The following is a 26987-nucleotide window of genomic DNA, read 5'->3' as shown; positions in this document are numbered from 1 at the left end:
TCGCTTCGTCAGGAGTCCCAGATGGCGCCGTAGGCGGGGATGCCCCGCTCCTCCAGACCGCGGACGACCTGCCAGGTCAGCTTCTTGTTGGAAATGCAGATGACGGCCTCGGCGCCGTGTTCGCGACAGGCCTCGTCCGCCAGGGCGACCATGTCGGGCTTGCCGTCGGTGGCGGTGTCCCAGATCGTCGCGCCCGGCCGGGCGGCAAGGATCTCGTCCACCAGCGTGTCGCCGTAGGTGACCCGGGGGCTACGGACGACCCAGACCAGGTGGGAGGGAACCTCGTCGGCCAGCAGGTGGGGCAGCACCGGCCCGATGCCGCTACCGGTGGCGACGTACACCACCTTGGTGAAGAGGGTCTCGATGTTGGCCACTCCGGCGGTGGTGATTCCCTTGACCCACACGTGGGACGGTGGGTCGTCGACGAAGGCGCCGGTCCAGTCGCCCGCCCGGGATATGGTGATCCGGAAGCTCCGCTCTCCGGGGGCGGGGACATTGGCGAACGAGTGCCACTCCAGCAGCGGGCTGCGGCTGACCGCGGTGGAGGAGCCGGCGAAGGGAGCCTTTCGCCGTTCGAGCCGCACCAGCGCGACGTGCGTCGACGGCCGTTCGACGGTCACGGGAACCTTCCGCAGCCGCAGCCACGGCAGCGTGACGCTGAACGTGATCAGTGTCAGTGCCCAGACGTCCGGCTCGGCGAGCAGCGCGGCGGCGAGCGGGCGGGCAGCGCGGTCCGCCTCCACCAGCAGGACCGTCAGCGCCCAGAACAGCACCAGGGCCAGCCAGCCGCCGAACCGGTGGACGCGCTCGAAGAGATTGTGGTAGCGGGCGCGCAGCGGCGGCATCGCGGTCCCGCACACGGTCAGGAGCAGGACGACCAGTAGGTACGACACGACCAGCGTGGTGGACGTGTCCGGGGTGGACCGGGTTGCCGCGACGGTGGCCGTCGCGGTGAACGCGAGGAACCACAGGGTCCCGGCGAGCGCGCCGCCGACGTGCAGTCCGCCGAAGTGGTAGACCTTCCCGAGCGTCCACCTGAGCCGTAGCGGCCAACTCGTACGTGCTCGGGTGGCCAGCCAGAAGAACAGGTTGATGACGTACTGCTGCCGGACGACGATGGCGAGCGTGAAGTTGATCAGCGCCAGTTCGGCCAGCCGGGAGGTCGGCAGTTCGGGGCCCGACCACCAGGTGGCGCCGAACCCGTACCAGCCCACGGCCAGGTTCACGGCGAGGACGAGCGCGACGAGCCGGTTGTAGTGCATCAGCGCCGGATGCTTGAAGATCCGCCGGGGCAGCGGCGGACGCGGCGGCTCGCCGGCCGGTTCGGTGCGCAACGTGCCGGCGGACGCAACCGCGGTCTGCGTCGACGGGCGTTCGCTCAGCGGGGTCGTCGTCATCGCGCCACCCCCCGCTTCGCGTCGGCGGCGAGCTGGAGCAGCGCCCGCTTGTCGAGCTTCCCCCGGCTGGTCACCGGGAGTTCCGGCAGGGCGTGGACGGTCTCGGGCACGCAATAGTAGGGCAGTGCCTCGGACACGGCCATCCGGGCCAGGTCCGGATCCACCTGCGCGGGTGCGACGAACGAGACGAGGGTGCGGTCGTCGAGCTTGACGGTCACCGCCCGGGTGCAGCCGGGTACGGCTTCCAGGATCGCGGAGACGGCGTCCAACTCCACCCGGAAGCCGCGGACCTTGACCTGGTCGTCCGTCCGCCCGAAGTGTTCCAACTCGCCGCCGGGGGTCCACCGGCCCAGGTCACGGGTGCGGAACATGAGGCGCCCGCCGCCCAGGAACGGGTCGGGGACGTACCGCTCGGCGGTGAGCTGGCCGTCGTTCAGGTATCCCGCCGAGACACAGTCGCCACCGGCCCACATCTCGCCGACCTCACCGATCGGGCACGGTCGCCGGTCGGCGTCGAGCACGTAGACGGTGTTGTTGGGTGTCGGCCTGCCGATGGTCAGTCGTTCCGCGGACGGGTGGTGGCGGCTCATCGTGTTGACGATGGTGGTCTCGGTCGGACCGCAGGCGTTGTAGAAGGCGCAGACCGCGGACCACGCGTCCGCGAGGGAGCGGGGGCAGGGCTCGCCGGCGACCGCCACGACCTTGGCCCGTTCGCACCGCTGCGGGTCGGTGCGGCTGAGCACGGTGGGGGTCGCGATGATGACATCGACGTGGGCCATCGTCTCGGCGATGTCCGAGCCGCGGATGACCAGCGTGGCACCGTGGCTGAGCGCACCCAGGATCTCCCAGGCGGCCATGTCGAAGGCGATGTTGAGGATCTGGCCGACCGTCCATCCCGGCCGGATGCCGAGATTGCCCGGCGAGGTCAGCAGGATGTTGCAGACGTTGCGGTGCGTCACCGCCACCCCGTTGGGCCGGCCGGTGCTGCCGGAGGTGAACAGCACGTAGCAGGGATCGTCGGGCCGCAGCGGCGTGGCCGGGCTGAACCGGCCGGCGGTGGCATCGGTTGGCTCCGCCATCGTCTCGTCGAGGAAGATCGCGGTGTGGCCGTCCGGAACGGGAACGAGATCCGCCACGTCGGTGAGCGTCATGATGACGCGGATGCCGGCGGCCCGGATGACGTGTTGCAGTTGGGCCGCGGGGACGGAGTCGACATGCTGCGGCACGTAGGCCGCGCCGACCTTCAATGCCGCGATCAGGCCGACCACCATGGGGATCGACCGTCGGACGAACAGCGCGACCCGGTCGCCGGGGCGGACACCGCACGCCGCGAGCCGGGCCGCCAGTTGGTCCGCCCGCCGGTCCAGCTCGCGGTAGGTGAGCGTCATGTCGCCATGCTCGACGGCGACGGCATCGGGGGTGATCGTGGCCCAGTGTTCGAAGGCGTGGTGGATGTGGGACCGCTCGACGGTTTGGGTGGGACCGTGGCCGAAGCGTAGGAACAGCTCGCGGTCGCGGGGCGACAACGTCGCCAGCGGATCTGACATCCGGATGGCTGCGGGCGCGTCGGACGCGTCCGGGCGGCTGGGGGGCCGGTTCAGGGTGGCGGTCTTACCCGCCGGCGGGGTGGATGTGCGCTGCATGGCGTCCTACTTCCTGGGTCGGGGGCTCCAGCACGTGGCGACAGCGCAGGGTCGCCAGGCCCAGGAAAGCGGATCGAACGGAAGTAATCAGCCTTCTCCGCATTCAGGTAAGTAAATCGTAATATGTCGATTGGTCATGCGGTGAGCACTCCGCTAGCTGAGTGATCGACCACCGGAAGTCGGCGCCGAATTAATATTAAAGTTTGTGAACAGTAGTGTTACAGTGAGTGCTGTCGATGCGCGACGGACGCCGTCGGCCCAACGGATATTCGGGAAGGAGTGAACACATGTCGAGACTGCGCGCCCTGGTCGCGCTGGCGGGGTTGACCATCGCCGGCGCGCTGGTGGCGATCATCCCGTCGACGGCGGCCTCCGCCGCGACCTGCGCGACGCCGTGGCGGTCCTCAGCCGTCTACACCGGAGGCATGCAGGTCTCCCACAACGGCCGCAACTACCAGGCGAAGTGGTGGACGCAGAACGAGGCGCCGCCCGGAACCAGCGGCGTCTGGCAGGACCTCGGCGCCTGCGACGGCTCCACACCGCCCCCGGGCGGAACCTGCGACCACCCGAACTGGGTCGCCGGCACCTGGTACCCCGCCGGCAGCATCGTGCGCTACACCAACGGCCAGTACTACATCGCCGAGCACGGCAACCCGGGCTACGACCCGACCATCAGCACCTGGTACTGGGACCCGTACAGCTGCGGCAGCCCGCCCACCAACCCGGATGGCTTCGTGGTCACCGAGCCGCAGTTCAACCAGATGTTCCCGGGCCGGAACTCCTTCTACACCTACTCCGGGCTGGTCGCCGCCCTCTCCGCCTACCCGGCGTTCACAAAGACCGGCAGCACCACCGTGCAGCGGCAGGAGGCCGCGGCCTTCCTGGCGAACGTGCACCACGAGACAGGCGGACTGGTCCACATCGTCGAGCAGAACCCGGCGAACTACCCGCACTACTGCGACCCCGGCCAGCCCTACGGTTGCCCCGCCGGCCAGGCCGCCTACTACGGACGCGGGCCGATCCAGCTCAGCTGGAACTTCAACTACAACGCGGCCGGCAACGCTCTCGGACTGCCCCTGCTGACCAACCCCTGGCTGGTCGAGAACGACGCCGCAGTGGCCTGGAAGACCGCCATCTGGTATTGGATGACCCAGAACGGACCCGGCTGGATGACGGCGCACAGCGCGATGGTCAACGGTGCCGGGTTCGGTGAGACCATTCGCAGCATCAACGGTGCGATCGAGTGCAACGGCGGCAACCCCGCGCAGGTGCAGAGCCGTGTCAGCCGGTACCAGCAGTTCGTCGGAATCCTCGGCGTACCCGCCGGGGCCAACCTGTACTGCTGAGCCCCGGCCGGGCACGTCGGGCCCCGCCGACCACCACCGGCGGCGGGGCGGTCACGGTCGGCGGCGGGCTCGGGTGGCGCGCAGCGGTCATGCTGAAGAGGTGATCCGCTTCGTCCTCAACGTGCTGTGGCTCGTCTTCGGTGGTGGCCTCGTCCTCGCGATCGGGTACGGCGTCGCCGCGCTGATCTGCTTCGCCCTGGTCGTCACGATCCCGTTCGGCGTCGCGTCGCTGCGCCTCGCCGGCTACTCACTGTGGCCATTCGGTCGAACCCTCGTGCCCAAGCCCGGCGCTGGCGTAGCCTCCGGACTGGCCAACATCCTGTGGGTGGTGCTGGCCGGCTGGTGGCTGGCGCTGTCCCACATCCTCGCCGGCATCACACTCTGCGTCACAATCATCGGCATTCCGTTCGGCATCGCCAACTTCAAGCTCGTCCCGGCGGCGTTCTGGCCGCTCGGACGTGAAGTCGTGGACATCCCCTGAGCGACGGCCGTCCGGCGCAGCCGACGGCGGTTCTGGCGGGGCGACCGGGCGGCACTGGCCACCCTGCACGAGACGCTGTCCACCCTCACCCTGCTGCTGGCGCCGCTCACTCCGTTCATCGCCGAACGGGTCTGGCAGGACCTGGTGGTGCCGGTGACCCCGGGCACCGCGTCGTCCGTGCACCTGGCGCCGTACCCGGTCGCCGACGAGGCGCTGGTGGATCACGCGCTGTCGGCGCGGATGGCACTCGCCCGGCGGCTGGTCGAGCTGGGCCGGGCCGCCCGCGCCGATTCCGGGGTGAAGGTCCGCCAGCCGCTGTCCCGGGCCCTCGCCGCGGCGCCCGGCTTCGCGGAGCTTCCGGTGGACCTGCTGGCGGAGGTCGCGGCGGAGCTGAACGTCGGGTCGGTCACCGCGCTCGGCGGGGCGGACCGCTCCCTGGTCGACACCACCGCGAAGGCGAACTTCCGGACTCTGGGCCCACGGTTCGGCCAGGCGGTGCAGCAGGTGGCCGCGGCCATCGCCGCCGCCGACGCGGCGAGGCTCAAAGATGCCCTCCGGGAGACCGGTACGGCCACGATCGTGGTGGACGGCGAGCCGGTGGCGTTCGGGCCCGACGAGGTCGTGGTCACCGAGAGGCCCCGGGCGGGCTGGGCGGTGGCCGGCGATGCGGGCGCGACGCTGGCGCTCGACCTCGGCCTCACCCCACGGTTGCGCCGGGCCGGCGTGGCCCGGGAGGCCGTCCGGCTGATCCAGGAGGCCCGCAAGGGCGGCGGCCTGGCGGTGACCGACCGGATCCGGCTGCGCTACCGGTCGAGCCGCGAGGAGGTGGTCCTGGCCCTCGCCGAGCATCGCGACATCGTCGCCGAGGAGGTGCTCGCGACCGACTGGGCCGAGGGCGACCCGGACTGGGCCGACGTGCAACCGTTCACCGACGACCAGCTCGGTCTGACCTTCTGGCTCCGCCGCGCCTGACGGCGACCCGGACGCCCGCCCCGATCCGGATTCGAACCGGAAGTTCGGGGAATCCGGAGCCGGTGTCGGAGGTCCTGACCACCCTTCCCTGGTCGCCGGGGCTCAGCGTCGTGGTGTTCGGCGTCGCCGGCGGACTCACGGTCGTCGGGAGCATCCGCCTGGTCACCCTGGGAGACGCACTCGCCGACCGGACGGGCTGGGGCGAGGCGCTCTTCGGCGCGGTCTTCTTCGGGCTGACGACGTCGCTGTCCGGCATCGTCATGACGGTTGTCACCGCCGCCGGGGACCAGCCCCAGCTCGGGTACGGCAACGCGGTCGGCGGGATCGCCGCCCAGACCACGGCCGTCGCCGTGGCGGACGCCTTCCTGCGCCGGGTCAACCTGGAGCACGCCGTGGCGTCCCTGTCGAACGTGCTGTTCGGGGCGCTGCTCATCGTGCTGCTGGCGCTGGCCCTGCTCGGCTCGTACGCCCCGGACGTCACCCTCGGCGGGGTGCACCCGATCTCGCTGGCCATCGTCGGCGCCTACCTCGGCGGTCTGCACCTGATCCGCCGTTCCGGGGCGAGCCCGCTGTGGCAGGCCGTCGCCACCACCGAGACGCTTCCGGACGTGCCGCACGACCACGGCCGCCTCGACCGGAGCAGTTCCACCGCGCTCTGGGGCCGGTTCGCGGCGGTCGGTCTGGTGGTCTCGGCCGGCGGCTGGGCCATCGCGCGGGCCGCCGAGAGTTTGGTCGTGGTGACCGGTCTCAGCACGGGCTTCATCGGGGCGATCCTGATGGGTGCGGTCAACGCCCTGCCGGAGACGGTCACCGCGGTAGCCGCCGTGCGCCGGGGCGCACCCACGCTGGCCATCGCCGCCGTCCTCGGTGGCAACAGCCTCGACGCGCTCAACCTCGTCGTCGGCGATCTCGCCTACCGGAGCGGCTCGATCTACCACGCCGCCGGTCCCGCGCAGCTGTTCGTCACCACCAGCGCGCTGTTCATGACGGCGATCCTGCTCGGGGGGCTGCTCGTCCGGCAGGCCTGCGGCTGGGGGCGGCTGGGCTTCGAGGGGATCCTGCTGTTGGCCAGCTATGCCGCGATGACGCTCGTCCTCGCGGTGTAGCCGGCGCCGGCCCGGGACGCCGGACGCTTCCGAAGATCCCCCGTACCCGCCCGGAAGCGCCGACCGTCAGCGGGGGGTGGCGGCGGGAGGGCTGGGTGTGGGTGGGGCTCCGGCGTCGCGGTGGCGTTCGTCGTCGGGCGCGAGGACCAGCACGGCCAGCGCCGCGACGGCGGCGGCACGTCGTGCGATCACGACGGACCGAGACACCGGTTCACCCCCGTTCTGCGGCACCTGGGCGTCCGCCGTGGACGCCGGACGCCGCGTCCGGCGTCGTCCTGGCAACGAGTGGAGTCGTCGGCGGGACACGTCGCCGCCGGCCGGGCGGCGACGGACGGAGCCGCCCGGCCGGCGGCGACCTGGGTCAGGCCACCGGGCGGAAGCCGCGGAGGCGAAGGCTGTTGGCAACCACGAAGACCGAGGAGAACGCCATCGCGGCCCCTGCGATCATCGGGTTGAGCAGGCCGGCCGCGGCCAGTGGCAGGGCCGCCACATTGTAGGCGAACGCCCAGAACAGGTTGCCCTTGATGATCGCGAGGGTGCGCCGGGAGAGCCGGATCGCGTCCACCGCGGCGGTCAGGTCGCCCCGGACCAGGGTCAGGTCGGCGGCCTCGATCGCAACGTCCGTACCGGTGCCCATCGCCAGGCCCAGATCGGCCTGGGCGAGTGCGGCGGCGTCGTTGATTCCGTCGCCGACCATCGCCACCACCCGGCCCTCGTCCTGGAGCCGCCGGACCACCGCGACCTTGTCCGCCGGCAGCACCTCGGCGATCACCTCGTCGATGCCCACCTCCGTGGCGACCGCCTGGGCGACGGTGGTGTTGTCCCCGGTGAGTAGCACCGGGGTGAGACCCAGATTCCGCAGTCCCGCGATCGCCGCCGCGCTGGTCGGCTTCACCACGTCGGCGACGGCCAACACGCCTCGGGCCCGCCCGTCCCAGCCGACCAGCACCGCCGTCTGTCCCGCGGCCTCCGCGGCGCTCGCCGCCGCCGCGACCTCCTCGGAGACGTCCAGACCCCGCTCCAGGAGCAGCCGGGGCCGGCCGACCAGCACCGCACGGCCGTCCACCGAGCCACTGACGCCCCGGCCCGCCAGGTTGGCGAAGCCGGTCACCGGCGGCAACGCGTGCACCTCGGCGGCGCCCGCCGCGACCGCCCGCGCGATCGGGTGCTCGGAGGCACCTTCCAGCGCACCGGCGAGGCGGAGCAGTTCCGCGCGCTCCTCCCCGGTCGCGGGAAGCACGTCGACCAGGCTCATCCGGCCGGTGGTGATCGTGCCGGTCTTGTCCAGCACCACGGTGTCCACCGCCCGGGTGGTTTCCAGCACCTCGGGCCCCTTGATCAGGATGCCGAGCTGGGCACCCCGCCCGGTTCCGACCAGCAGGGCGGTCGGCGTGGCCAGGCCCAGTGCGCACGGGCAGGCGATGATCAGCACCGCGACCGCGGCGGTGAACGCCGCGGTCGGGCCCGCCCCACCACCAAGCCACCAACCGAGCGTGCCGGCGGCGAGGGCGATCACGATCGGGACGAAAACGCCGGAGATCCGGTCGGCCAGCCGCTGGACGGCCGCCTTGCCGGTCTGCGCGGCCTCGACCAGGCGCGCCATCTGGGCGAGTTGGGTGTCGGCACCGACCCGGGTGGCCTCGACAACCAATCGCCCACCCGCGTTCACCGTCGCGCCCACCACGGCGCCGCCGGGGGCGACCTCCACCGGGACGGATTCCCCGGTCAGCATGCTCGCGTCGACCGCCGAGGTGCCGTCCGCCACGATGCCGTCGGTGGCGATCTTCTCGCCGGGGCGGACCACGAACAGGTCCCCCACCGCGAGCTGGTCGACCGGGATCCGGGTCTCGGTGTCGCCCCGCAGCACCGCCACATCCTTCGCCCCCAGTTCCAGCAGGGCACGCAGAGCCGCACCGGCGGCACGCTTTGACCGCGCCTCGAAGTACCGGCCGGCGAGGACGAACGTGGTGACGCCGGCCGCCGCCTCCAGATAGATGTTGCCCGCGCCGTCGCCGCGCGCGATGTCGAAGCTGAACGGGTGGGTCATCCCCGGCGTGCCGGCGGTGCCCAGGAACAGCGCCCACACCGACCAGCCGAACGCGGCGACCGTGCCCAGCGACACCAGCGTGTCCATGGTCGCCGCGCCGTGCCGAAGGTTGACCCACGCCGCCCGGTGGAATGGCAAGCCGCCCCAGACCACCACCGGGGCGGCCAGGGTCAGCGACAGCCACTGCCAGTAGGTGAACTGCCAGGCCGGCACCATCGCGAGCACGATCACCGGCACCGTCAACACGATCGAGGCCCAGAGCCGGGTACGCAGACCGCGCAGGTCGTCCACCGGCTCGCTGGCCGGCCCTTCGGCGGCCGGGGCCGGTGGGGGTGGGGCGGCGGTGTAGCCGGTCTGCTCGACCGCGGCGATCAGGTCCTCCGCGGTCACCTCGTCGGGGTACGCGACGGTCGCCTTCTCGGTGGCGTAGTTGACGCTGGCGGTGACCCCCGGCATCCGGTTCAGCTTCTTCTCGATCCGGGCGGCGCAGGAGGCACAGGTCATCCCGCTGATCGCCAGCTCGATCCGGTTCGGCGCCGCCGGCAGGGAAGTGCTCGTCGTGGTCATCAGGCGGTCCCGTCAGTCGTGCCCGCGCCCGGAGCACCGTGGTCGGCGGAACCGGTCGGGGCGGGTGCGCTCGTGCTGGTCGGGGCGGGTGTGGCCGGAACGGTGGTGACCGGCCCGCTGGCTGCTCCGGCGATGGTGGTGAATTCGGCGGTGCGGACCACACCGTCGTGCTGGAAGTCGACGGTGGCGCTGGTTGCCGGGGCTGGCAGCGGTCGCTCGGTCAGGACACCGGGGACGGTCACGTCCACGCCGAGGGTCAGCGGCTCACCCCCGCCCGGCGTGACGTTACCGTGCCCGCTCCCGTCGTGGCGGGCGTCGGCGGCCGGCGCTCCGGGACCGGTCACCCGGCCGACCCCGTACGCCGCGCCGAACACCACCGTGAGGGCGACCGCGAACGCAGCCAGCTTCGTCGGCGTGTTCATCGCTGTTTCCCGCCCGCCGTCAGGCGTCGGCGAGGTCGTAGCCGGCCTCGTCGACGGCGGCGCGTACGGTCTCGACGTCCAGCGGGCTCTCGCTGGTGACGGTGACCAGGCCGCTGGCCAGGTCCACCTCGACCTCGCTGACCGACCTGATCGCGCCGACCTCGGCGCTGACCGCGCTCGCGCAGTGCCCGCAGGTCATGCCCTGCACCTGGTACATGGTGGTGACCATGGCGCCTCTCCTTCTCCGTCGTCCACGATGCCCCGGGGGTAGGGGCGCTACCCGCAATATACCCCTGGGGGGTAAAGGTACACTACCCTTGTCGCCATGACCTCACCCACGCCCGCCCCGACCCGGGGCTACACCGCCACCAAGGACCAGCTGCTCGCGCGGCTGCGCCGCGTCGAGGGGCAGGTCCGGGGCATCGAGAAGATGGTCGACGAGGACCGCTACTGCATCGACATCCTCACCCAGATCTCCGCGATCCAGGCCGCGCTGGACAAGGTCGCCCTGGGCCTGCTCGACGGGCACGCCCGGCACTGCATGCGTGAAGGGGCGGCCGCGGGCCGGGCCGACGAGATGTCGACCGAGATGATGGCAGCCGTCGGCCGGCTGATGAAGCGCGGCTGACCCGCGGCACGCACCCCGCCGACCCGGCCCGGCCGCCCCACCGCCCCGCGGTCGACGCAGCGCCCCCGCACCCGCCACGGTCGCGCCGAGACAGCGGCGGCTCGCCGCCCAGCCGGCACGGGCGAACCCCGCGGCGTCACCCTCCGGCCAGCCTAGGCCTGCCGACACTTCCGGTGCGACCTGCGCCGGGAGGGCCACGCTGGCTACCATTCGGCCGATGGCCCTCCGGATTCCGCACCACCCGGCCCGCCCGCGCGCCGGGTCTCCGGCGTCGCCTCCGATCGCGCGCCCACGTCCGGTCCGACACGGTCCGCACCACACGCCGCACCGCCCTCGGACGACCCGACCCACCCGGACGACCGTTGGGGGAAGTTCCGGGAAAGCTGAACTGACCGACCTGCCGGCCCGTACTCTGCCCTGAACTCGTTGGGAGACATGATGGGCGCCGACCACACCCGTCCCGCTCCGCCCGCCCCACCAGGGGTGCGGCGAATTCTCGTCGCGACGGTGGTCCCCCTCTTCCTCGCCACCCTCGTCGCCACCCTGGCGCTCTGGCCGCGGGACGCCCGGGAGGCGGACTCGACCAACGAGCCACCCCGCTACCACGGCACGGTGACCAAGGTGGTGGCGGAGCAGTGCCCGCCCACCCCGGAAGTACCCGAAGGCGGTGCACCCACCGGCGACCGCCCCTGCGGGACGGTGACCGTCCGAGTCGACCAGGGGCCGGACGCCGGGCGACAGGTCGAGACGCCGGTGCCGGCCGGGCCGGGCGCACCCGAGGTCGCCGTCGGCGACGAGATCGTCCTGGTCGAGCTCACCGACCCCACGGACCCCTCGACCAGTGCGTACAACATCGCGGAACATCAGCGCGGCAAGCCGCTGGTGTGGCTGGTGGCGCTCTTCGCCGCCGCGATCGTCGCGTTCGGCCGGTGGCGCGGGCTCGCCGCGCTCGGCGGCCTCGCCGCGAGCTTCGCCATCCTGCTGACGTTCGTACTGCCGGGGATCAGCGCCGGCCGGCCGCCGCTAATGGTGGCGGTGGTCGGAGCCGCGCTGATCATGTTCGTGGTGCTGTACCTCACGCACGGCATCACCGCGCAGACGTCGGTTGCGGTCCTCGGCACGCTGGGCAGCCTGGTGCTCACCGGCGTACTCGGCACGCTCGCCACCGCCGCCACCCACCTGACCGGGTACGGCAGCGAGGAGGCAACCACGCTGTCGATGTTCCAGGCCGGGGTCGACCTGCACGGCCTGCTGCTGGCCGGGATCGTCATCGGTTCCCTCGGCGTGCTCGACGATGTCACGGTGACGCAGGCGGCCACCGTCACCGAGCTCGCGCACGCCAACCCGGGGCTGTCCCGGCGGCAGCTCTACCGGTCCGCCACCCGGGTCGGCCGGGCGCACATCGCCTCCACGGTGAACACCATCGTGCTGGCGTACGCGGGCGCCTCGCTGCCGGTGCTGCTCCTGCTCACCGCCGACTCGCGGGCCGTGACCCACATACTGACCAGCGAGTTCCTCGCCCAGGAGATCGTCCGGAGCGCCGTCGCCACGCTCGGCCTGATCGCCGCCGTCCCGCTGACCACCGGCCTGGCCGCCCTGGTCACCACCGCCGGGCGGCACGGCGGCGAACCGGCGGGCGCGGACGATCTCGTGCCGGCCCCCCGGCCGGCGTGCGGACGGACCGACGCGCTGGAGGCGCTGAGCGCACCGCGGGTCGGCCCCACCGTCCCTGCCGTCCCCGATGGGTGGCCCGACGAAGACAGGAGTACGCACACCAGATGGTGACACTCCGCAGCGTGACGACGCGGCCTCATCCGCCTGACACACGTGTCACTGGTTACGCAGCACGCTTACGGAATCGCGTGTTTGGTCGGCTTCGGGACGTAGCTCCCCAGGACGGCCGTCAGGTAACCTCGCTGCCGGTCACCGCTGGAGGCGCACATCGGCGCCTGCGGTGCCACCGCCCAATCGCCGCGAGGCGAACCGGGGAACCAGGTACCTGGGGTGAATCCGCGCCAGCGGTAGGGGCCACTTCCGTCCCGAACCCGTCAGCTAACCCGGTCGGCGGTCGACGGAAGGGAACACTGTGACGGCACCCCTACGCCGCTGGTTGACGCCCGTGGTGGCCGCGCTCGCCGCGCTGGCCGTGTTTGCCGGGCCCACCCCGGTGTCGGCCGCGCCCACCACTCCCCCAACGCCCTCCGGGCACGACTCGGAGCCGGAGTTGCTGGGCGACCTCATCGAGGCCCGCAACCGGGAGTTCGTCAAGGCTCAGGCGCAGCTGAAGAAGTCCGAGGCGCGCCAGCTCGCCCTCGATCTGGAACTCCAGCGCGCCCAGGCCGACCTCAACGCCCTGGCCCCCCAGGTGAACGAGATCGCCGCACAGTCGTACCGGACCGGCCGGATCGGCGCGATGTCGATGCTGCTCGGCGCGAACACCCCCGACTCGTTCATCGCCCGGGCTTCCTCCCTGGACGAGCTGAACCTGGTCAACGACAACCGGCTCGCCGTGGTCAACGCCGCGAAGCGCCGCGCCGAGCGGGCCACGTTGGCGATCGAGGCAGAGGTCCGCGAGCGAGAGAAGCTGAAGAACGACAGAGAGCGCAGCAGGACCGAGGCGGCAAAGGCGCTCCGCCTGGTCGGCGGCGAGGAGCTCACCGGTGGCCTGGTCAGCGCAACCTCGCCGGTTGCCCGGGGGCCCCCGGCCGCACCGCGGACGGCGGCTGGAAGCCCGAGTCGTGCAGCGAGGACGACCCGACCACTTCCGGCTGCGTCACCCCGCGCACCCTGCACATGTACAAGGAGGTCAGACGGGCCGGCTTCACCCGGTTCGTCGGCTGCCACCGGTCGGGGGGCCCGTACGAACACCCCAAGGGGCGAGCCTGCGACTGGTCGCTCCAGAACAGCGGGTTCCGCTCCTGGCACAACAACGACACCCGGATGTACGGCAACAACCTGACCGCGTTCCTGGTCCGTAACGCCGCTCAGCTCGGCATCTACTACGTGATCTGGAACCGGCAGATCTGGTTCCCGGCGACCGGCTGGAAGTCCTACAGCGGGGCCTCGAACCACACCGACCACGTCCACGTGTCGCTGTTGTAGCCGCGACACCCACGCGTGTCTGTCGGTCAGGCGGTCGGGTCCCCGCCGCCCAGGCCGCCGACAGCGGCCACCGTCCGCACCTCGCCGGCGGCGAGGCGGTAGGACATGCCGACGACCGCGCACCGGTCGGCGGCCACGGCGGCGGTGAGCGCCTCGGAACGGTTGACCATCGCCTCGACTGTGTGCGCGATGTGCAGGTCGACGATCCCGTCGATGTCGGCGACACCTTCGGCGTCGGCGCGACGCAGGCTGGGCACGACGGCGTCCACCACCGCGCGCAGGTGCCCGGGCGGGGGCGTGCCCGTGGCGTCCGCCGTGCGGGCGGCCTGCACGGCACCGCAGGAGTCGTGACCGAGCACGACCACCAGCGGGGTGCCGAGCACGGTCACCGCGTACTCGACGCTGCCCAGCACCTCCGGCCCAAGGGTGTGACCCGCGGTCCGCACCACGAACAGGTCGCCGAGACCGCGGTCAAAGATGATCTCGGCGGCGAGACGCGAGTCGGAGCAGCCGACGATCACCGCGAATGGTTGCTGCCCGTCCGCCACCGCCGCCCGGCGGCCGGCGTCCTGGTTGGGGTGGCGCGGTTCGCCGGACACGAACCGCTCGTTGCCGGCGAACAACTCGGCGAGTGCCTGCTCTGGGCCGGCCAGGCCGGCGGCGGCTCCGCTCAGCGGGCCGGTCGGGCTCTCGGCGGCCACGGCCGCCGGACCGATCGGCTCCCGCTTCGGGCCCGGCTGCGTGCCGGGCATTCCCGGACGACTCATCCCTCACCTCGTCCCTACGGTGACGAACCTGGTAGGGCCCGGACCGGCGGTGGACGCGGGCTGACACCCACCGTCACACGCAGCGAAAGGCGCGTCAAGGCATACGTGATATGCACTTCATGTGTTGTCGCCCCCTCACGGGTGGCCCGGCGGGCAACCCCACGGGGTGGCCGGAACCCCGAATGACGGGTCATACGATGGCGGACATGGCGACCACAGGAGCGCAGCCGAGCACCCGGAACTGGACGTTCCTCACCAACCACGCACACGTGCTGCTCGCCATCGCCCGGAACCCCACCGCCCGGCTGCGGGACGTGGCCGACGAGGTCGGCGTCACCGAACGAGCCGCGCAGGCGATCGTCGCCGACCTGGAGGCGGGCGGCTACCTGCGACGCACCCGGGTGGGTCGGCGCAACGAGTACACCTTGAACCCCGCCGGCCGGTTCCGGCACCCCGCCGAGGCGGACCGACAGGTCGGGGACCTCCTCGCGCTCTTCACCGACGAACCGGTCGCCGAGGGCCCTCCGGGCGGCCCGCACACGGCCGGACGGCGATAGTCGCACCGCGTGCGCGAGAGCTTGCGACCGGGCCGGTCCGCTCCCGCCCGCCGGACCGGACCCGGATCCTCCTCAGTGGCGCTGTCGCCGTCCTGCTCGGAGGGCGGCAACGCGGCCAACACCGCCGACATCGCCGCCACCCTGATCGTGGTGGACAAACGCCGACCGGGGAGCCAGGTTTCTGAGTACACCCAGCGGTACGAGACCGAAAGCCACCAGGGGCCCTACCACGGCACATCGCACACGTGGTGGCGGTCACCCGGATCGACGTCATCCGGACGCTGCGCCGGCGAGGATCCGACGATAGGTTGATCAGGTGTCGTCCGTCGCGTCCACCCACCCGCTGTGCGATGTGGTGCTGCGATCGCTGCGCGAGATGACGCGACTGGCGGTGGCAGCCCTGGCACTCACGGCCGGCCTCGGTGGCGCCACGGCCGCCGCTGCCGTCCCGCTGGCCGCTCACACCGCCCAGGTGCTTCCCGCGGTCGACTCCGACCCCCGCAAGCTTCCTCCGCTGATAGGCGCGCACGGCACCACAGCCGCGTGGCTCGCCGCGACCGCCACCAGCGACACCACCGCCGCGCAGGACGTCACTCCCGCGTGGCTCACCGCGACCGCCACCAGCGACACCGAATCCACCGCCGCGCTGCCCGCCTGGGCGGCGGCGCTGCCGGGCGTCGGGCCGGCGCTGGCCGGCGCCGTGACAACGGCCGGTCGGGACGCGCCGGCGGATGCGCCTGCCCGGGGCGCGTCCACCCGGCGTGGTCCACCCTCCGCCTGATCCACCGCGCCACTCCTGCCGACCACGCCGCCCGGCGATGCGTCCCGGCGAGCGGTGGCAGCGAACGGTGTTCAGATCTTGGAAGGCCGCGACCCCGAAGGGGCCTCGGATCACCGGGACCTCACACCGGCGGCCCGCAACCACAGTCGACTTCGTCCTTCGACCGCAAGGTGCACTCCGATGCAGATCGTGCTCTCCGCCCTCCTCCCCGAAGTCCCCCGTGCCGCCGCGATCTGGCTCAGCCTGCTCGCCGTGGCCGCCGTCGCCGTCGCCACCCTGTTGCTACGCCCCGGCCGACACCGCTTCGACGTCGCCTCCCAGATTCGCCGCGCGGCGTTGCCGAGCGATCCGGACCGGGCGGCTGAGGAACGTGAACTCAGCCGGTACGCCGAGGAGGTCGCGGTGGCCGCGGAGCGGGCCGCCGCCACCGCCCGACGGCTGCGCGCGCAGTGGCTGACCGCCCAGGAGATGGTCGAGTCGGCCTGGTCGGCGTGCGAGGAGGCGGAGGCCGGCGTACGCCGGCTGAGCGCCGCGGCGGCGATGCCGTTGCCGCATACCGGGCGCTCGCCCGCGGAGTACGCCGAGCGGGAGCGGTTCCTGCACCGGGCGGCACTGACCGCGTACTGGCGGCGGGAACTGTCGGTGGAGCAGCTCAGTGCCGTCTTCGCTCACCAGGACGGGTGGGATCCCCGGCTGCACCCGGTCGAGCAGGAGCTGGTGCTGCGTCGGGCGGTGCGGGACAACATGGCCACCCGCCACCGCGCGGCCCAGGAGCAGGAGCAGGCCGCGTGGCAGGCCGCCGAACGGGCCGCCGAGTCCGCCCGCACGCTGCGCGTGGAGGCGCATTCGGCGACCAGCCGCCGCCCCGAGGAGCTGCCCTCAGTGCTAGCGCTGGTCGGCGTCTCCGAGCCGACGGCGGAGCAGACCCGCGAAATTCCGGCGGTACCGGCGGCGCGGGGGCGGGCGGCCGTTCCCGCCTACTGACCGTCGGTGCGACGAGTGGTGGCCGGCGACGCCGGGCGGTCGGCAAGCGCGGGGCCACTGTGGTCGACGGCGCGGCGCTGACGCACGAGACGGCCGAGATAGAGCAAGGCACCGGCGAGCACGGCCATGTCGTCGAGGTAGATCGGGTCGGGCAGCGCGTCGACCGGCACAACGGCGTAGATCAGCGCGCCGTAGCAGGCGACCCGACCCCCGACGCCGAGGTCGCCGAGCAGTCGCCGCATACGGAGCACCCGGATCGCCAGCAGCACCGCCCCGACGAGCGTGACCGCCGCCACGACCCCGAGGATCAGCCAGACCTCCCACGACACACCGGCCACGCTAGCCCACCCCACTCGGTCCCGCCCGGATCCCGGCCCCCGCCCGTCGCCGATCTCACGGCCGCGTGCCCCGCGCAGACGATGAACGAGGATCGAGCGCCCGCCACGAGGGGCGCATTCGGCGGAGGCGAAACACGTGGCGATCGGGTGGTTTGGGGCGGGTGTGGCGGGGTGGATGGCAGGCACCCCAATCCCGCGCCCCGAACGTGACACCCGGCGCACCACGCGCCGTGGAATCTGCCCCGCTCGCCAGCTCGTCGCGTCCCACGACGACCACACCCGAGGGAATGCCCGCCCGATCCGGTCCGTTGCAAAACCGGTACCCCCCGCGGCCCTCGTGCGGGCCCAGTCCGTGAGCCGAGCGCCCTTCCCGGTGCTTGCCGCCTCCGTCCGTCGGAGGCGTCAGACCCCCCGATCGGAGCCCGACCATGAGTCCGTTCGCGCAGAAGAGTCGTCTGTCCGTCGCCGGCCTGCTGGTGGCCGGTGGATGTGTGGTGGGCCCGGCGGCCACCGCCCACGCCGCCCCGGCTGGCGCCGGACCCGTCAGCTCGGTCCGCACCGACCCGGCGGCCGTCCAGGCTGGGCAGGCCAACCGGCGGGCCGAACGCACGCTCCGCACCGAATACCAGGCGCAGCCCAACTTCTACTACTGCGGCCCGGCCGCGACCCGGATCGCGCTGTCCGCGCAGGGAAGGGCGCTGTCGCAGGACAAGGTGGCGAAGATGCTGGGCACCACCGAGGCCGGCACCGACTCGGCCCTGGACACCACCCGGGTGCTCAACGAACTGACCGGTGGGACGTACAAGACCACCGAGATCCCCGACTCGGTGGCCAAGCCGGAAGAGGTCGACCGGCTACGCGCGGACGTCCTGGCCGCGCTGGACGATGGGCGCCCGGTCGTAGCCAACATCAAGGGCATCGCGGTCGACACGGAGGGCACCCCGCACTCGTACCAGGGGGGGCACTATCTGACACTGGTGGGCTACCGCGACGGCGGTGATCTCATCCGGATCGCCGACCCTGCCGCACCGCGGGGCGAGTACTGGATGACGCTGGAGAAGGTCGCCCACTGGATCGCCGAACGCGGCTACTCCCACTGACCGGTCACGGGCCCCGGTCTCCCCGCCGGGAGGCCGGCCCGTCCGCCTCCCCGTGCCCTGGGCGCACCGGCGCTGGCTGGTCCGCTCCGCAGTGGTGTTGGCAGCAGCAGCGCCACAGCCATGGTGGGTGTGGCGAGACGGGGACTCTCAACGCAGGTGGGTGGTGAACCAGGTTGCCGCCGCGTGGGCAACCTGCTCCAGGGTGCCGGGTTCCTCGAAGAGGTGGGTGGCGCCGGGGACGACGGTCAGCTCGGCGCTGTCCGGCAGGGCGTCCTGCGCCTGCTCGTTCAGCGCGATCACCTGTTCGTCCAGGCCACCGACGAGCAGCAGGGTCGGCGCCCGGACCTGCCCGAGGGCCGGGCCGGCCAGATCCGGCCGACCGCCTCGGGACACCACCGCCCCGACCAGATCGGGTCGCTCGGCGGCGGCCACCAGGGCGGCAGCGGCACCCGTGCTGGCACCGAACAGCCCGATCGGTACCGGGCCGAACGGCCGCTCGGCAGCGAGCCAGTCGACGATCTCCGCCAGCCGGCCGGCCAGCAGGCCGATGTCGAAGCGCAGCTCGGCGGTACGGACGTCGACCGCGTCCTCGGCCGGGGTGAGCAGGTCCACCAGAACGGTGCCGAGGGCGCCGCGGTTGAGCACGTGCGCCACCGCGGTGTTGCGCGGGCTGTGCCGGGAGCTGCCGCTGCCGTGCGCGAACGCCACCACGCCCGCCGGCGCTTCCGGCACCAACAGATCGGCCGTTAGCCGGACGTCCCCCGCCGGAATCGTCACCTCGCTGCTCCGTACGCCCATGCCTCGCGCGTTCCCCGCCACCGTCCCGCCATACGTGCGAGCCGAGGGGCCTTCGTCAACGCCTGCGGTCGTGGCGGGCCCTGCCAACAGACCTGGCGGGGTTCAGCCCGCGTTTGCCGGCCGGGGTTTCGGGTAGGCGACGGGCGGCCGTAGAGCGTACCGGCGCACCAGAGCGCCGCCGACGGATCGCGAGGATGGTCATGGCGCAGCAGCAGCGAGGGTCCCGGCAGCAGGCCGCCGCACGGGACCGACGGGAACAGGACTCCGAACGCACCCGGGACTGGGCGGACGAGGCCGCGCAGGCGCGTACCGCCGACGATCCGCGGGCGATGGCGCCCCGCGACGCTGCCGGACGCCCCTCGCAGGGGCGAACGCTCTGAGCAGTCGGGTGTCCAGGGGCGGGCCCCTGCTCGACCGCTGGGGCTAGCCGTACATCATCACGATCGGCCGTGACCGTCACGGCCGATCGTGACGTGTCTCCACAGATTTCGCATCTGTCTCAAGGGTTTGCTGACGTCCACCAGCGCGGCACCGACGTCATCGTCGTACGGTTCCCCGGCGAGTCCCGCCAGGCATGCCCGGTCAGTCTGCGAGCAACAGCGTCTCACCGGACTGCAATCGCCGAATGTCGGCGCGTAGCCGCTCCGCCTCGCTTCGCAGTACGCCGTCGAGCACGTCCAGCCCCACCTGTTGAGGAGACCGTCGTGAATGGCGTACGCCCGTCGAGGGGCTGCCCGGCGGAGGCACCCGATCAAGTCCGGCACCGTCATCCACGGCGCCTGACCTACTACCAGCAACGTGGGTACGTCCACCACGGTCAGTGCGTCACCGGGGTGGAACACCTCGTCCTCGACCAGGAAGCCGACATTCTCGACGGGCGGGACGTCGGGGTGGCTGTGGTGGTGCTTCTCCCCGATCACGCGCACCTGGAGGCCAGCCACATGTACGACATCGCCGTCACGCACCACACGAACCTGGTCGTGCAGATCTGTCAGGTGCCGTGCGACGCCGGGACAGGTGTAGACGGCGAAACGGGGATCGTTGGCCGCCGCGGCACTCAGCCGCTCCGCCTCGAAGTGATCGAAGTGTTCATGCGTGATGAGCGCCGCTTCCACGCCTGCAAGGGCCTCCGGCTCGGGGGTCATCGCGCCGGGGTCGATAACCAGCGCGCGTCCGTCGCTTTCCAGACGGACGCAGGCATGACCATACTTGGTCAGATACATCGCTTCCTCACAAATGGGTCGACGTCGGTGGCGGCCAGGGGCGTCGTGGACCCCACTCACCTCAGGGTGAGTGGGGTCTCGGATCCGATGTGGGACAGCTTCTCCGGGTTGCGGACATAGTAGAGACCGACGATGCGGGCATTCTCGACACGAACCGCGATGACGCCGTCGACCTCGCCGTTCAAGCGAACGAGGAGTGCCGAGTTGCCGTTGACGGCGGTCTGTTCCACGCTCAGCGCACCGCCGAGCTTGCTCAACACGCCGACGAACATCCGGGCCACCTTCCCCGCGCCGGTGACCGGCCGTGGCGCGGCATGCTTGACACCGCCACCGTCGCTCACCAGCACGACCTCGGGGGCGAGCACGTCGAGGAGCCCCTGCAGGTCCCTGGTTTCGACCGCCCGCCGGAACGACTCCAGCACGGCCCGGGTCTGGCCCGGAGACACCGCCCGGCGGGGCTGGCGGGCATCGACGTGACGGCGGGCACGGTGCGCGATCTGGCGGACGGCGGCGGGAGTCTTGTCGACAGCCACCGCGATGTCGTCATAACTGACATCGAAGGCCTCGCGTAGCACGAAGACAGCGCGCTCGGTCGGCGAGAGCGTCTCGAGGACGAGCATGAGCGCCATCGACACGCTCTCGGCCAGTTCGACGTCCTCGGCCACGTCGGGCGTGGTGAGCAACGGCGCGGGCAACCACGAGCCGACGTACGCCTCCTTGCGGCGTTTCATCGTGCGTAGCCGGTTGAGCGACTGCCGGGTCACGATCCGGACCAGGTACGCGCGCCGGTCGCGCACCTGCCCCAGATCGACCTTTGCCCACCGCAGCCAGGTCTCCTGGAGAATGTCCTCGGCGTCGGCCGCCGATCCGAGAATCTCGTACGCGACGGTGAAGAGCAGGTTGCGGTGGGCGAGGAAGGTGTCGGTCGCCACGTCGGTTGCGTGATCGTTCATGTCTCGGCCCCTCTGCTTCGCGACCGGTCCCCGAAACCGGTGGACTCCAAGCGTGCCTCCACAGCTGGTTCCCTCCACATCATTGGTGGCTGTTCGATCCGCCCCGAGCCGGTACGTGCGATCGGATGTGGGACATCGCACGGCCTGCGGCGCTGACCCATGTCGTGCGGCGCCGACCGCGGTAGGGCGCACGACATGGGAGTCCAGCTCCGTTCACGGTCCCACCGGTACGCCGGGCTGCCCGTTCACCGGGAAGCAGGCGCGCCGTCGCGCCTGGCCTGGAGCAGCTGCTGGCGCTGGGCGCCCCCTGGAGCACGGTGCAGACGGTACGATCCGGGCTTGCGGGCCTCGCCGGCCAACTGCCTGACGGTGCCCCTGCACACGAACTCCTTGAGCCGCGCGCCCGGCCGACCGCCGATGTGGAACCACCTTGCGACGTCGTGCCTGTCAGTGAATTGGACGAGGCCGGCGCGGCGGCCCAGGCTGATGCACTGGCCGACGAACAGCTCGTTGACAGTCGAGGGCGGCTCACCCGTGACCCGGCTGAGCACCGTGTCCGCGGCCCGCGCGCCCAGCGGGATCGCGGCCTGGCAGCTCATCCGCAGCGGCAGGTCCGACGGCGCGGCCGAGTCCCCGGCGGCGACGATGCGCTCGTCGTCCACGCTCGTCAACGTTTCATCCGTGCGTAGGCGCCCGGCTCCGTCGGTGCTCAGTCCGCTGCGGCGGGCCACGTCCGGCACGCCGAAACCGGCGCTCCAGACGGTCACCGCGCTGGGCAGCGTGCGGCCGTCCTTGAGCCGCACCACGTCGGCTGTCACCGCGGTCACCGTCGCGCCCGGGCCCTCGAGCACCGTCACCCCGAGCGCCGCCAGCCGCCCGGCCACCGACCGTCGACCCCGCGAATGTAGGTACGGCCCGAGCGCTTGACCGCACACCAGGGTCACGGAGCGGCCGGTTTCCGCCAGCTCCGCGGCGGTCTCGATACCGGTCGGACCGGCACCGACCACGGTCACCGGGGCCGTCGCGGAAGCGGCGTCGACAATCGGTCGCAGCCGCTGGGCCGCCTCCAGGGTGGCTATCGGGTAGGCGAACTCGGCGGCTCCGGGCACCCTCAGGTCGCCGCTGCCGCTACCGAGGGCGTAGATCAGATAGTCGTAGCGGACTGTGGCGCCCGACGCCAGCGTCACAGCACGGCCGGCCGCGTCGATTCGCGTCACGGTGTCGACCACGAGCCGGACGTCCTCGGCCAGGACCTCCCTGTAGTCGACGGCAGCGTCGCCGGAGCCGGCCTCGTCCGTTCAGAGCGGATTTGATTCATCGAGGGTCATGAAGGAAAGGTGCGCCTGGCCTGCAAGGATGTGAGTGTCTACGTCATGTCCACAGCAGAGTCGGGTGCACCTTTCTGGTGAGTAAGAGTAGCGGGTGGGATCAGCGGCTGCAGGTCGCGGCGGGTGGGAAGGGTTTGGTCGGGCATGCCGGCGCGGTTTTGCTGCGGCGGTGCGCGGACCGGACCGGGCTGGCCTGGGCGTTGAACGCGGTGCTGCCTCGCGGTGCGGGGCCGGGGTGGTGGGACCGGGGCACGGTCTTGATCTGCCTGGCGACCGCGATCGTGCTCGGCGCGACCAGCATGTCCGACATCGGGCTGCTCGCCCATCAGGCGCTGGTGTTCGCCGAGCCACCGTCGGAAGCGACCGTGCGCCGTGCTCTGGCCGGCCTCGACGAGACCGCCCTGCGCCGGATCGCCAAGGCGCGGGCGAAGGCCCGCGCCCGGGTCTGGGAGCTTCTCGAGCGCCGGCCGCAGGGGTTTCCGTGGCTGCTGGTGGCGGGCAAGCTGCTGACCGGGTGGGTGGTCATCGATCTGGACGCCACCCTGATCACCGCTCACTCCGACAAGCAGGGCGCGGCGGCCACGTTCAAGAAAGGCTTCGGGTTCCACCCCCTCGGGGCGTGGTGCGCGAACACCAGTGAGAGCCTGGCCATGCTGCTGCGGCCGGGCAACGCCGGCTCGAACACCGTGGTTGATCACATCCGGGTGTTGGGTGAGGCGGTCGCCCAACTGCCGGTCAGATACCGGCGCAAGATCCTGGTGCGGGTCGACGGGGCCGGCGCCACCCACGACCTGGTGACCCACCTGGAGCAGATGAACCGGCTGTGGCGCAGCGTGAAGTTCACTGTCGGCTGGACGATCACCGACGCCGACGAGACCGCGATCGCCGTGCTGCCCGCCGATGCCTGGACCAGCAGCCTCGAACCCGACGGTAATGCCACCGATCAGGCGCAGGTCGCCGAGCTGACCGGCCTCAACCAGCGGGTCGGCAACTGGATCGACGGGCTACGGCTGATCGTGCGGCGGACCAGACCGTCCACCCGACACGTCAGGAACCTAACCGACCTGGAGAAACGTACCGGCTGGCGGTACGCGATCGTCGCCACCAACATCCGCCGCATCCACGGCGTGGCCGGCTCTCACCAGCCGCAATGGCTCGACGTGCTGCACCGTTCGCACGCCGGAGTGGAAGATCAGGTGCGCACGAACAAGGCCATGGGCCTGCGAAACCTGCCCTCGAAGGCCTGGACCGTCAACCGCGGCTGGGTCCTAGCCGCGAACATCGCCGCCGATCTGGCCGCCTGGACCCGACTGCTCGGCCTGCACGACCAGCCCGACCTCGCCGACGCCGAACCCGGCACCCTGCGCTACCGGCTGCTGCACCTACCCGCCAAGCTGGCCAGCCACGCCCGCCGGAAGATCCTGTCCATCCCCGACACCTGGCCCTGGGCTGAGGCGTTCCAACTCTGCTGGCACCGCCTAGGCCTGATACCCCCGCCGACCTGACCCGTCCCCCCGGCCCTACCAGCAGAGAAACCACCCGGACCTGGAGAACCGGCGCCCGCGCAGCGACACGCGCCGACCCCGACCCCCAACCGCGTGGGACAAAACGGTCAAACCGAAACGGACGGCGAGGGATCAAAACCCTCTGACGAATCGAGGCCGGCCACCAGTTGGTGCAGGCGGATCCGCTCGACGAAGACCGGACGCGAGTTGATCAAAGTAACTGTCATGTCGTCACGCTGCGTCAAGCGGTTCGCCGCCATGACGCCGGCGTATCCGCCGCCAATCACAACCACACCGGTGACCCCAGTCATGGTGTCCCTCCGTTCGTTGGGTTCGGCCACGAGACACCACGTCGCCGATCGCTGTTACGGCGCGTGAGGCAGGTCACCCAGGGCGAGGCGTTCACCGGCCTTGAGGTCCCCCAGATCTCACCCCGCGGCGCCGGCGTCGTTCCGGCTCCGCCGCACCGCTGCGAGCACGCTGGGCGGCCGCACCGCGGACGGCGACGCCCTCGGCCGCATACCGGCACATGGCGGACCAAGAGGCGCCGAACCCGGCACCCGGCATCCCACGGCGGGCGTGCTCGGGTGCGGCATTCGGAGGCCAACAGGTGAGCGACGTGGCGTACCAGTTCCCTGGCCACGCCGACCATGGCACGATAAGAAATCACGTAAAGCCCAATCGAGGACGCGGTTTCCGTCCCGGAACCTGTCTTTCAATGGCTCTATGCCCGCATCGAGCGCCGCACGCCCGTGTCGGTCAGCTCCCGGTCCACGTCTCTGACTGAGATCACCTCAACACAACGGTGTCGTCCAGACCGTCATCAAGAAGCCCGTCGCGAACAACGCCGGTAAAACTGATCAGGATCACCTGACACAAGGAAGCGTGCGGCCATCCCCGCCGCGCATTTCCACCCACGGCCACCACACCCACCACACCGGCGCGAAGCGCCCAAACTCCACCTTTCGCTCGCGATCGCGATGTCGCTGGTCGACATCATGCGGCAGTCCGCCTACTTGCACCCACAATCGAACAGAAAAGCCGATTATCGATCTTGTTCGATGGAGTATCGACACCCCTTGACCTTCCCCTTCGGGGAGGGTGCAGCCTTTGAACGTGACTCGTTGTCGAGCAGTACGACGAGGAGGCCGATGTGGAGCGTCTGACAATTGGGGCGTTCGCCAAGGCAACACGCTTGACACCGAAGGCGCTGCGCCACTACGACGAGCTGGGGCTACTACCACCGGCGGCGGTTGATCCCGAGTCGGGGTATCGGCTTTACGACCCGGAGCAGATCGAATTGGCGCGACTGATCGCCCGGTTACGCCGCATCGGTATGTCGTTGCCCGAAATTCGCACAGTGTGCGGTCTGGAACCGACTGCTGCGGCGGAGGCGATCTGCGGCTTCTGGCGGCGGGTGGCCGACGAGACAGCCGCCCGTGGACGTCTTGCCAATCTCATTGTCGAGGGCCTCGCAAAGAAAGAGGGCGCCACAAACCGTGCGCCCGCCTCACGACCCACCGAATCAAACATTCCAGTCCGCCACAACCAACACCCACAGGCAGAGGGAAGCAACATGAAGCGGCTGACACGCAACAGTAGTCAAGGGGAACGCACCCATCCGCTGGCCTGCTGAACCGACATCACCGGGTCACGCACCTAGAGGTCCCGCGACGATCAGCCGGCAACGGCCTGGCTCGACGCCAGCCGGTGTCGGAAGTACTCGCCGCCGGCGGGTGTCGAAAGAAGAGGAAAATCATGAGAAACCCTCGCACCATGATAGCCCGCACGGCCATCTGCCTGGCACTGGTCGCCGCCCTGTCCGGCTGCGGCGCACATCTGCGCATGGGGCTGGATGCCCGCGAGGACGAAACCGTCGACGGCCAACTTCTTCTGTACTTCGATGACTCCTACCTCAGCCAGTACGACATCAGACGCTCGTTACCGCCTAGAGAAGCGCAGTCACTCCCGGCTGGATCCGTCGAGTTAATCGAACTGGCGAAAGCAGTAGAGAACTACCCCAGGCCTCCGGCCGGAACCCTATTTTCCCGGCCGGGATTCCGCGGCACGCAGGTCAAATACTCGAACACACCGGTTGCGGGGATATGGCCCGACGCCCTGACCCTGAAACGTGATGGCAACGAGTACAAGTTCAGCTTTCCCCTGTCCTCGTCCGAGAGCCACAGCAAATCGCTGACCGCGCTCTCGATCGAGATATCGCTCACCTTTCCGGGTCGCGTCATCGAAACCAACGGAACGGTGAACGGCAATTCAGTGACCTGGCAGTACGCCGCCGACGACGCGAAACCGTCCGCACTTACCGCCGTCGCATGCGCCTCCGCCGCGGCCGCCGCGTGCCCGAAGGCCGCCGACACCGGTACCGAATCCTCCGGCTGGGGCTGGGGCTGGTGGGCGCTGGTCATCGCCGGCGCCGTGATCCTGCTGGCGGCCGTCGCGCTGGCCGGTCTCCGGCTGTTCCGGCGGCGAGGGCAGCAGACCGGTCCGACCCCGGGCAGCGGCGGACCACCCGCCACGTCACCCCCGACAAAACCCACCTCGACCAGCGAAGGATGATTGCCATGGAAGGCCTCTTCGCATACGGCACCCTACTCGGCCTGGCCGGCGCCATCATCGTCACCTGGGCAGGCACGAACGCCATCGGCGCGTGGATAGGCGTCGACCGCGACGAATTCCGCAAATGGATCGCCGGGCTGCTGGCGCTCGTGCTCTCCTACATGACCGCCGTGGTCGTGGACGGCGCCGGCATCGAGAAGGCAGTTGTCGCGTTCGTCAACGCACTGATCATCTTCGTCGCCTCGCTGGGCATCAACCAGTTGCCCCCCGGCAACCGTCGGGCCACGGAACCGTCGACGGCGGACCTCGCCAAAGGCCGGGTCCCGCGGTATCTGCGCTCGTGGATTTAGCGGCGAGCAGCGGGAGAG

The 26987-nt window shown here is 71.1% G+C and carries 26 protein-coding genes, 3 pseudogenes and 1 riboswitch; of the genes and pseudogenes, 16 read left to right on the top strand and 13 right to left on the bottom strand.

The window, feature by feature from the left end; translation table 11 throughout:
• Positions 1–8: 8 nt before the first annotated feature.
• Positions 9–1397 carry an FNR domain-containing protein gene (locus QTQ03_RS22875; RefSeq protein WP_289279815.1) on the bottom strand — a complete coding sequence of 463 codons (1389 nt, stop codon included), beginning with the start codon at positions 1395–1397 and terminating at the stop codon, positions 9–11.
• Positions 1394–2944 (bottom strand): amino acid adenylation domain-containing protein, encoded by a 1551-nt coding sequence (locus QTQ03_RS22870; RefSeq protein WP_289280954.1) that lies wholly within the window; start codon positions 2942–2944, stop codon positions 1394–1396. The genes QTQ03_RS22875 and QTQ03_RS22870 overlap by 4 nt, the downstream gene beginning before the upstream one ends.
• A gap of 383 nt (positions 2945–3327) precedes the next feature.
• Here QTQ03_RS22870 and QTQ03_RS22865 point away from each other — a divergent pair, with 383 nt between their 5' ends.
• The 4 genes and pseudogenes from QTQ03_RS22865 to QTQ03_RS22850 all read left to right on the top strand — a co-directional run bounded on the left by QTQ03_RS22865 (position 3328) and on the right by QTQ03_RS22850 (position 6945).
• A complete protein-coding gene (locus tag QTQ03_RS22865) occupies positions 3328–4386 on the top strand; it encodes a glycoside hydrolase family 19 protein (protein ID WP_289279814.1) in 1059 nt (352 codons plus the stop codon).
• A 100-nt stretch (positions 4387–4486) separates the two neighbouring features.
• Complete coding sequence (locus QTQ03_RS22860) at positions 4487–4867, top strand: YccF domain-containing protein (RefSeq protein WP_289279813.1); 381 nt, start codon at positions 4487–4489, stop codon at positions 4865–4867.
• Between the two features lie 9 nt (positions 4868–4876).
• Positions 4877–5839, top strand: a pseudogene (locus tag QTQ03_RS22855) (class I tRNA ligase family protein); the annotation flags it as partial.
• A gap of 62 nt (positions 5840–5901) precedes the next feature.
• Positions 5902–6945, top strand: a complete 1044-nt coding sequence (locus QTQ03_RS22850; RefSeq protein WP_289279812.1) for a sodium:calcium antiporter — start codon at positions 5902–5904, stop codon at positions 6943–6945.
• 66 nt (positions 6946–7011) lie between these two features.
• On the opposite strand, the gene QTQ03_RS22845 is transcribed toward QTQ03_RS22850, so the two are convergent.
• The 4 genes from QTQ03_RS22845 to QTQ03_RS22830 form a co-directional block, all read right to left on the bottom strand.
• Positions 7012–7152 (bottom strand): hypothetical protein, encoded by a 141-nt coding sequence (locus QTQ03_RS22845; RefSeq protein ID WP_289281038.1) that lies wholly within the window; start codon positions 7150–7152, stop codon positions 7012–7014.
• Positions 7153–7306: 154 nt separating this feature from the next.
• Positions 7307–9559 carry a heavy metal translocating P-type ATPase gene (locus QTQ03_RS22840; RefSeq protein WP_289279811.1) on the bottom strand — a complete coding sequence of 751 codons (2253 nt, stop codon included), beginning with the start codon at positions 9557–9559 and terminating at the stop codon, positions 7307–7309.
• Positions 9559–9981, bottom strand: coding sequence for a hypothetical protein (locus tag QTQ03_RS22835; protein WP_289279810.1), 423 nt, complete (start codon positions 9979–9981; stop codon positions 9559–9561). The genes QTQ03_RS22840 and QTQ03_RS22835 overlap by 1 nt, the downstream gene beginning before the upstream one ends.
• Positions 9982–10000: 19 nt before the next feature.
• Complete coding sequence (locus tag QTQ03_RS22830) at positions 10001–10210, bottom strand: heavy-metal-associated domain-containing protein (protein ID WP_289279809.1); 210 nt, start codon at positions 10208–10210, stop codon at positions 10001–10003.
• A gap of 96 nt (positions 10211–10306) precedes the next feature.
• Between QTQ03_RS22830 and QTQ03_RS22825 the strand changes: the two genes are divergently transcribed.
• From QTQ03_RS22825 to QTQ03_RS22815, 3 genes and pseudogenes are all read left to right on the top strand, one after another.
• A complete protein-coding gene (locus tag QTQ03_RS22825) occupies positions 10307–10609 on the top strand; it encodes a metal-sensitive transcriptional regulator (protein WP_289279808.1) in 303 nt (100 codons plus the stop codon).
• 438 nt (positions 10610–11047) lie between these two features.
• Entirely contained in the window at positions 11048–12394 is a 1347-nt protein-coding gene (locus QTQ03_RS22820; RefSeq protein WP_289279807.1) for a YibE/F family protein, read from the top strand.
• Between the two features lie 166 nt (positions 12395–12560).
• Positions 12561–12691: riboswitch (cyclic di-AMP (ydaO/yuaA leader) on the top strand.
• A 4-nt stretch (positions 12692–12695) separates the two neighbouring features.
• Positions 12696–13711: pseudogene (locus QTQ03_RS22815) on the top strand (coiled-coil domain-containing protein).
• A 26-nt stretch (positions 13712–13737) separates the two neighbouring features.
• Here the strand turns inward: QTQ03_RS22815 and QTQ03_RS22810 are convergent.
• Entirely contained in the window at positions 13738–14478 is a 741-nt protein-coding gene (locus QTQ03_RS22810) for a carbonic anhydrase (RefSeq protein WP_289279806.1), read from the bottom strand.
• A 197-nt stretch (positions 14479–14675) separates the two neighbouring features.
• Between QTQ03_RS22810 and QTQ03_RS22805 the strand changes: the two genes are divergently transcribed.
• The 3 genes from QTQ03_RS22805 to QTQ03_RS22795 all read left to right on the top strand — a co-directional run bounded on the left by QTQ03_RS22805 (position 14676) and on the right by QTQ03_RS22795 (position 16800).
• The gene (locus QTQ03_RS22805; RefSeq protein WP_289279805.1) at positions 14676–15035 is read left to right on the top strand and encodes a helix-turn-helix transcriptional regulator; all 360 of its coding nucleotides are present in this window, start codon (positions 14676–14678) and stop codon (positions 15033–15035) included.
• A 316-nt stretch (positions 15036–15351) separates the two neighbouring features.
• Positions 15352–15816: a hypothetical protein gene (locus QTQ03_RS22800; protein ID WP_289279804.1), complete on the top strand. Its 465-nt coding sequence runs from the start codon at positions 15352–15354 to the stop codon at positions 15814–15816.
• A 180-nt stretch (positions 15817–15996) separates the two neighbouring features.
• Positions 15997–16800 (top strand): hypothetical protein, encoded by an 804-nt coding sequence (locus QTQ03_RS22795; protein ID WP_289279803.1) that lies wholly within the window; start codon positions 15997–15999, stop codon positions 16798–16800.
• On the opposite strand, the gene QTQ03_RS22790 is transcribed toward QTQ03_RS22795, so the two are convergent.
• Entirely contained in the window at positions 16794–17129 is a 336-nt protein-coding gene (locus tag QTQ03_RS22790) for a YkvA family protein (protein ID WP_289279802.1), read from the bottom strand. The genes QTQ03_RS22795 and QTQ03_RS22790 overlap by 7 nt on opposite strands.
• A 437-nt stretch (positions 17130–17566) precedes the next feature.
• Between QTQ03_RS22790 and QTQ03_RS22785 the strand changes: the two genes are divergently transcribed.
• Positions 17567–18238 carry a C39 family peptidase gene (locus QTQ03_RS22785; protein WP_289279801.1) on the top strand — a complete coding sequence of 224 codons (672 nt, stop codon included), beginning with the start codon at positions 17567–17569 and terminating at the stop codon, positions 18236–18238.
• 147 nt (positions 18239–18385) lie between these two features.
• Here QTQ03_RS22785 and QTQ03_RS22780 read toward each other — a convergent pair whose 3' ends face one another.
• On the bottom strand, positions 18386–19036 hold the full coding sequence (locus QTQ03_RS22780; RefSeq protein ID WP_289279800.1) for a dienelactone hydrolase family protein: 651 nt from the start codon (positions 19034–19036) through the stop codon (positions 18386–18388).
• 200 nt (positions 19037–19236) lie between these two features.
• Between QTQ03_RS22780 and QTQ03_RS22775 the strand changes: the two genes are divergently transcribed.
• A complete protein-coding gene (locus QTQ03_RS22775) occupies positions 19237–19416 on the top strand; it encodes a hypothetical protein (RefSeq protein WP_289279799.1) in 180 nt (59 codons plus the stop codon).
• A 57-nt stretch (positions 19417–19473) separates the two neighbouring features.
• On the opposite strand, the gene QTQ03_RS22770 is transcribed toward QTQ03_RS22775, so the two are convergent.
• The 3 genes from QTQ03_RS22770 to QTQ03_RS22760 all read right to left on the bottom strand — a co-directional run bounded on the left by QTQ03_RS22770 (position 19474) and on the right by QTQ03_RS22760 (position 22462).
• Complete coding sequence (locus QTQ03_RS22770; RefSeq protein ID WP_289279798.1) at positions 19474–20259, bottom strand: MBL fold metallo-hydrolase; 786 nt, start codon at positions 20257–20259, stop codon at positions 19474–19476.
• A gap of 56 nt (positions 20260–20315) precedes the next feature.
• Entirely contained in the window at positions 20316–21212 is an 897-nt protein-coding gene (locus tag QTQ03_RS22765) for an RNA polymerase sigma-70 factor (RefSeq protein ID WP_289279797.1), read from the bottom strand.
• A gap of 245 nt (positions 21213–21457) precedes the next feature.
• Complete coding sequence (locus tag QTQ03_RS22760; RefSeq protein WP_289280953.1) at positions 21458–22462, bottom strand: NAD(P)/FAD-dependent oxidoreductase; 1005 nt, start codon at positions 22460–22462, stop codon at positions 21458–21460.
• Between the two features lie 155 nt (positions 22463–22617).
• On the opposite strand from QTQ03_RS22760, the gene QTQ03_RS22755 reads away from it, so the two are divergent.
• Entirely contained in the window at positions 22618–24045 is a 1428-nt protein-coding gene (locus QTQ03_RS22755) for an IS1380 family transposase (RefSeq protein WP_289279196.1), read from the top strand.
• Positions 24046–24152: 107 nt separating this feature from the next.
• Here the strand turns inward: QTQ03_RS22755 and QTQ03_RS22750 are convergent, their stop codons facing one another.
• The gene (locus QTQ03_RS22750) at positions 24153–24356 is read right to left on the bottom strand and encodes an FAD-dependent oxidoreductase (protein WP_289279796.1); all 204 of its coding nucleotides are present in this window, start codon (positions 24354–24356) and stop codon (positions 24153–24155) included.
• 842 nt (positions 24357–25198) lie between these two features.
• Between QTQ03_RS22750 and QTQ03_RS22745 the strand changes: the two are divergent.
• The 3 genes and pseudogenes from QTQ03_RS22745 to QTQ03_RS22735 all read left to right on the top strand — a co-directional run.
• A pseudogene (locus QTQ03_RS22745) lies at positions 25199–25591 on the top strand (MerR family transcriptional regulator); the annotation flags it as partial.
• 230 nt (positions 25592–25821) lie between these two features.
• Positions 25822–26619, top strand: a complete 798-nt coding sequence (locus QTQ03_RS22740) for an LppM family (lipo)protein (protein WP_289279795.1) — start codon at positions 25822–25824, stop codon at positions 26617–26619.
• 5 nt (positions 26620–26624) lie between these two features.
• On the top strand, positions 26625–26969 hold the full coding sequence (locus QTQ03_RS22735) for a hypothetical protein (RefSeq protein ID WP_289279794.1): 345 nt from the start codon (positions 26625–26627) through the stop codon (positions 26967–26969).
• Positions 26970–26987 lie beyond the last annotated feature (18 nt).

The sequence above is a fragment of the Micromonospora sp. WMMA1363 genome, from assembly GCF_030345795.1.
Taxonomy (GTDB): domain Bacteria; phylum Actinomycetota; class Actinomycetes; order Mycobacteriales; family Micromonosporaceae; genus Micromonospora.
This window is presented reverse-complemented; position numbering and strand designations above follow the sequence as displayed.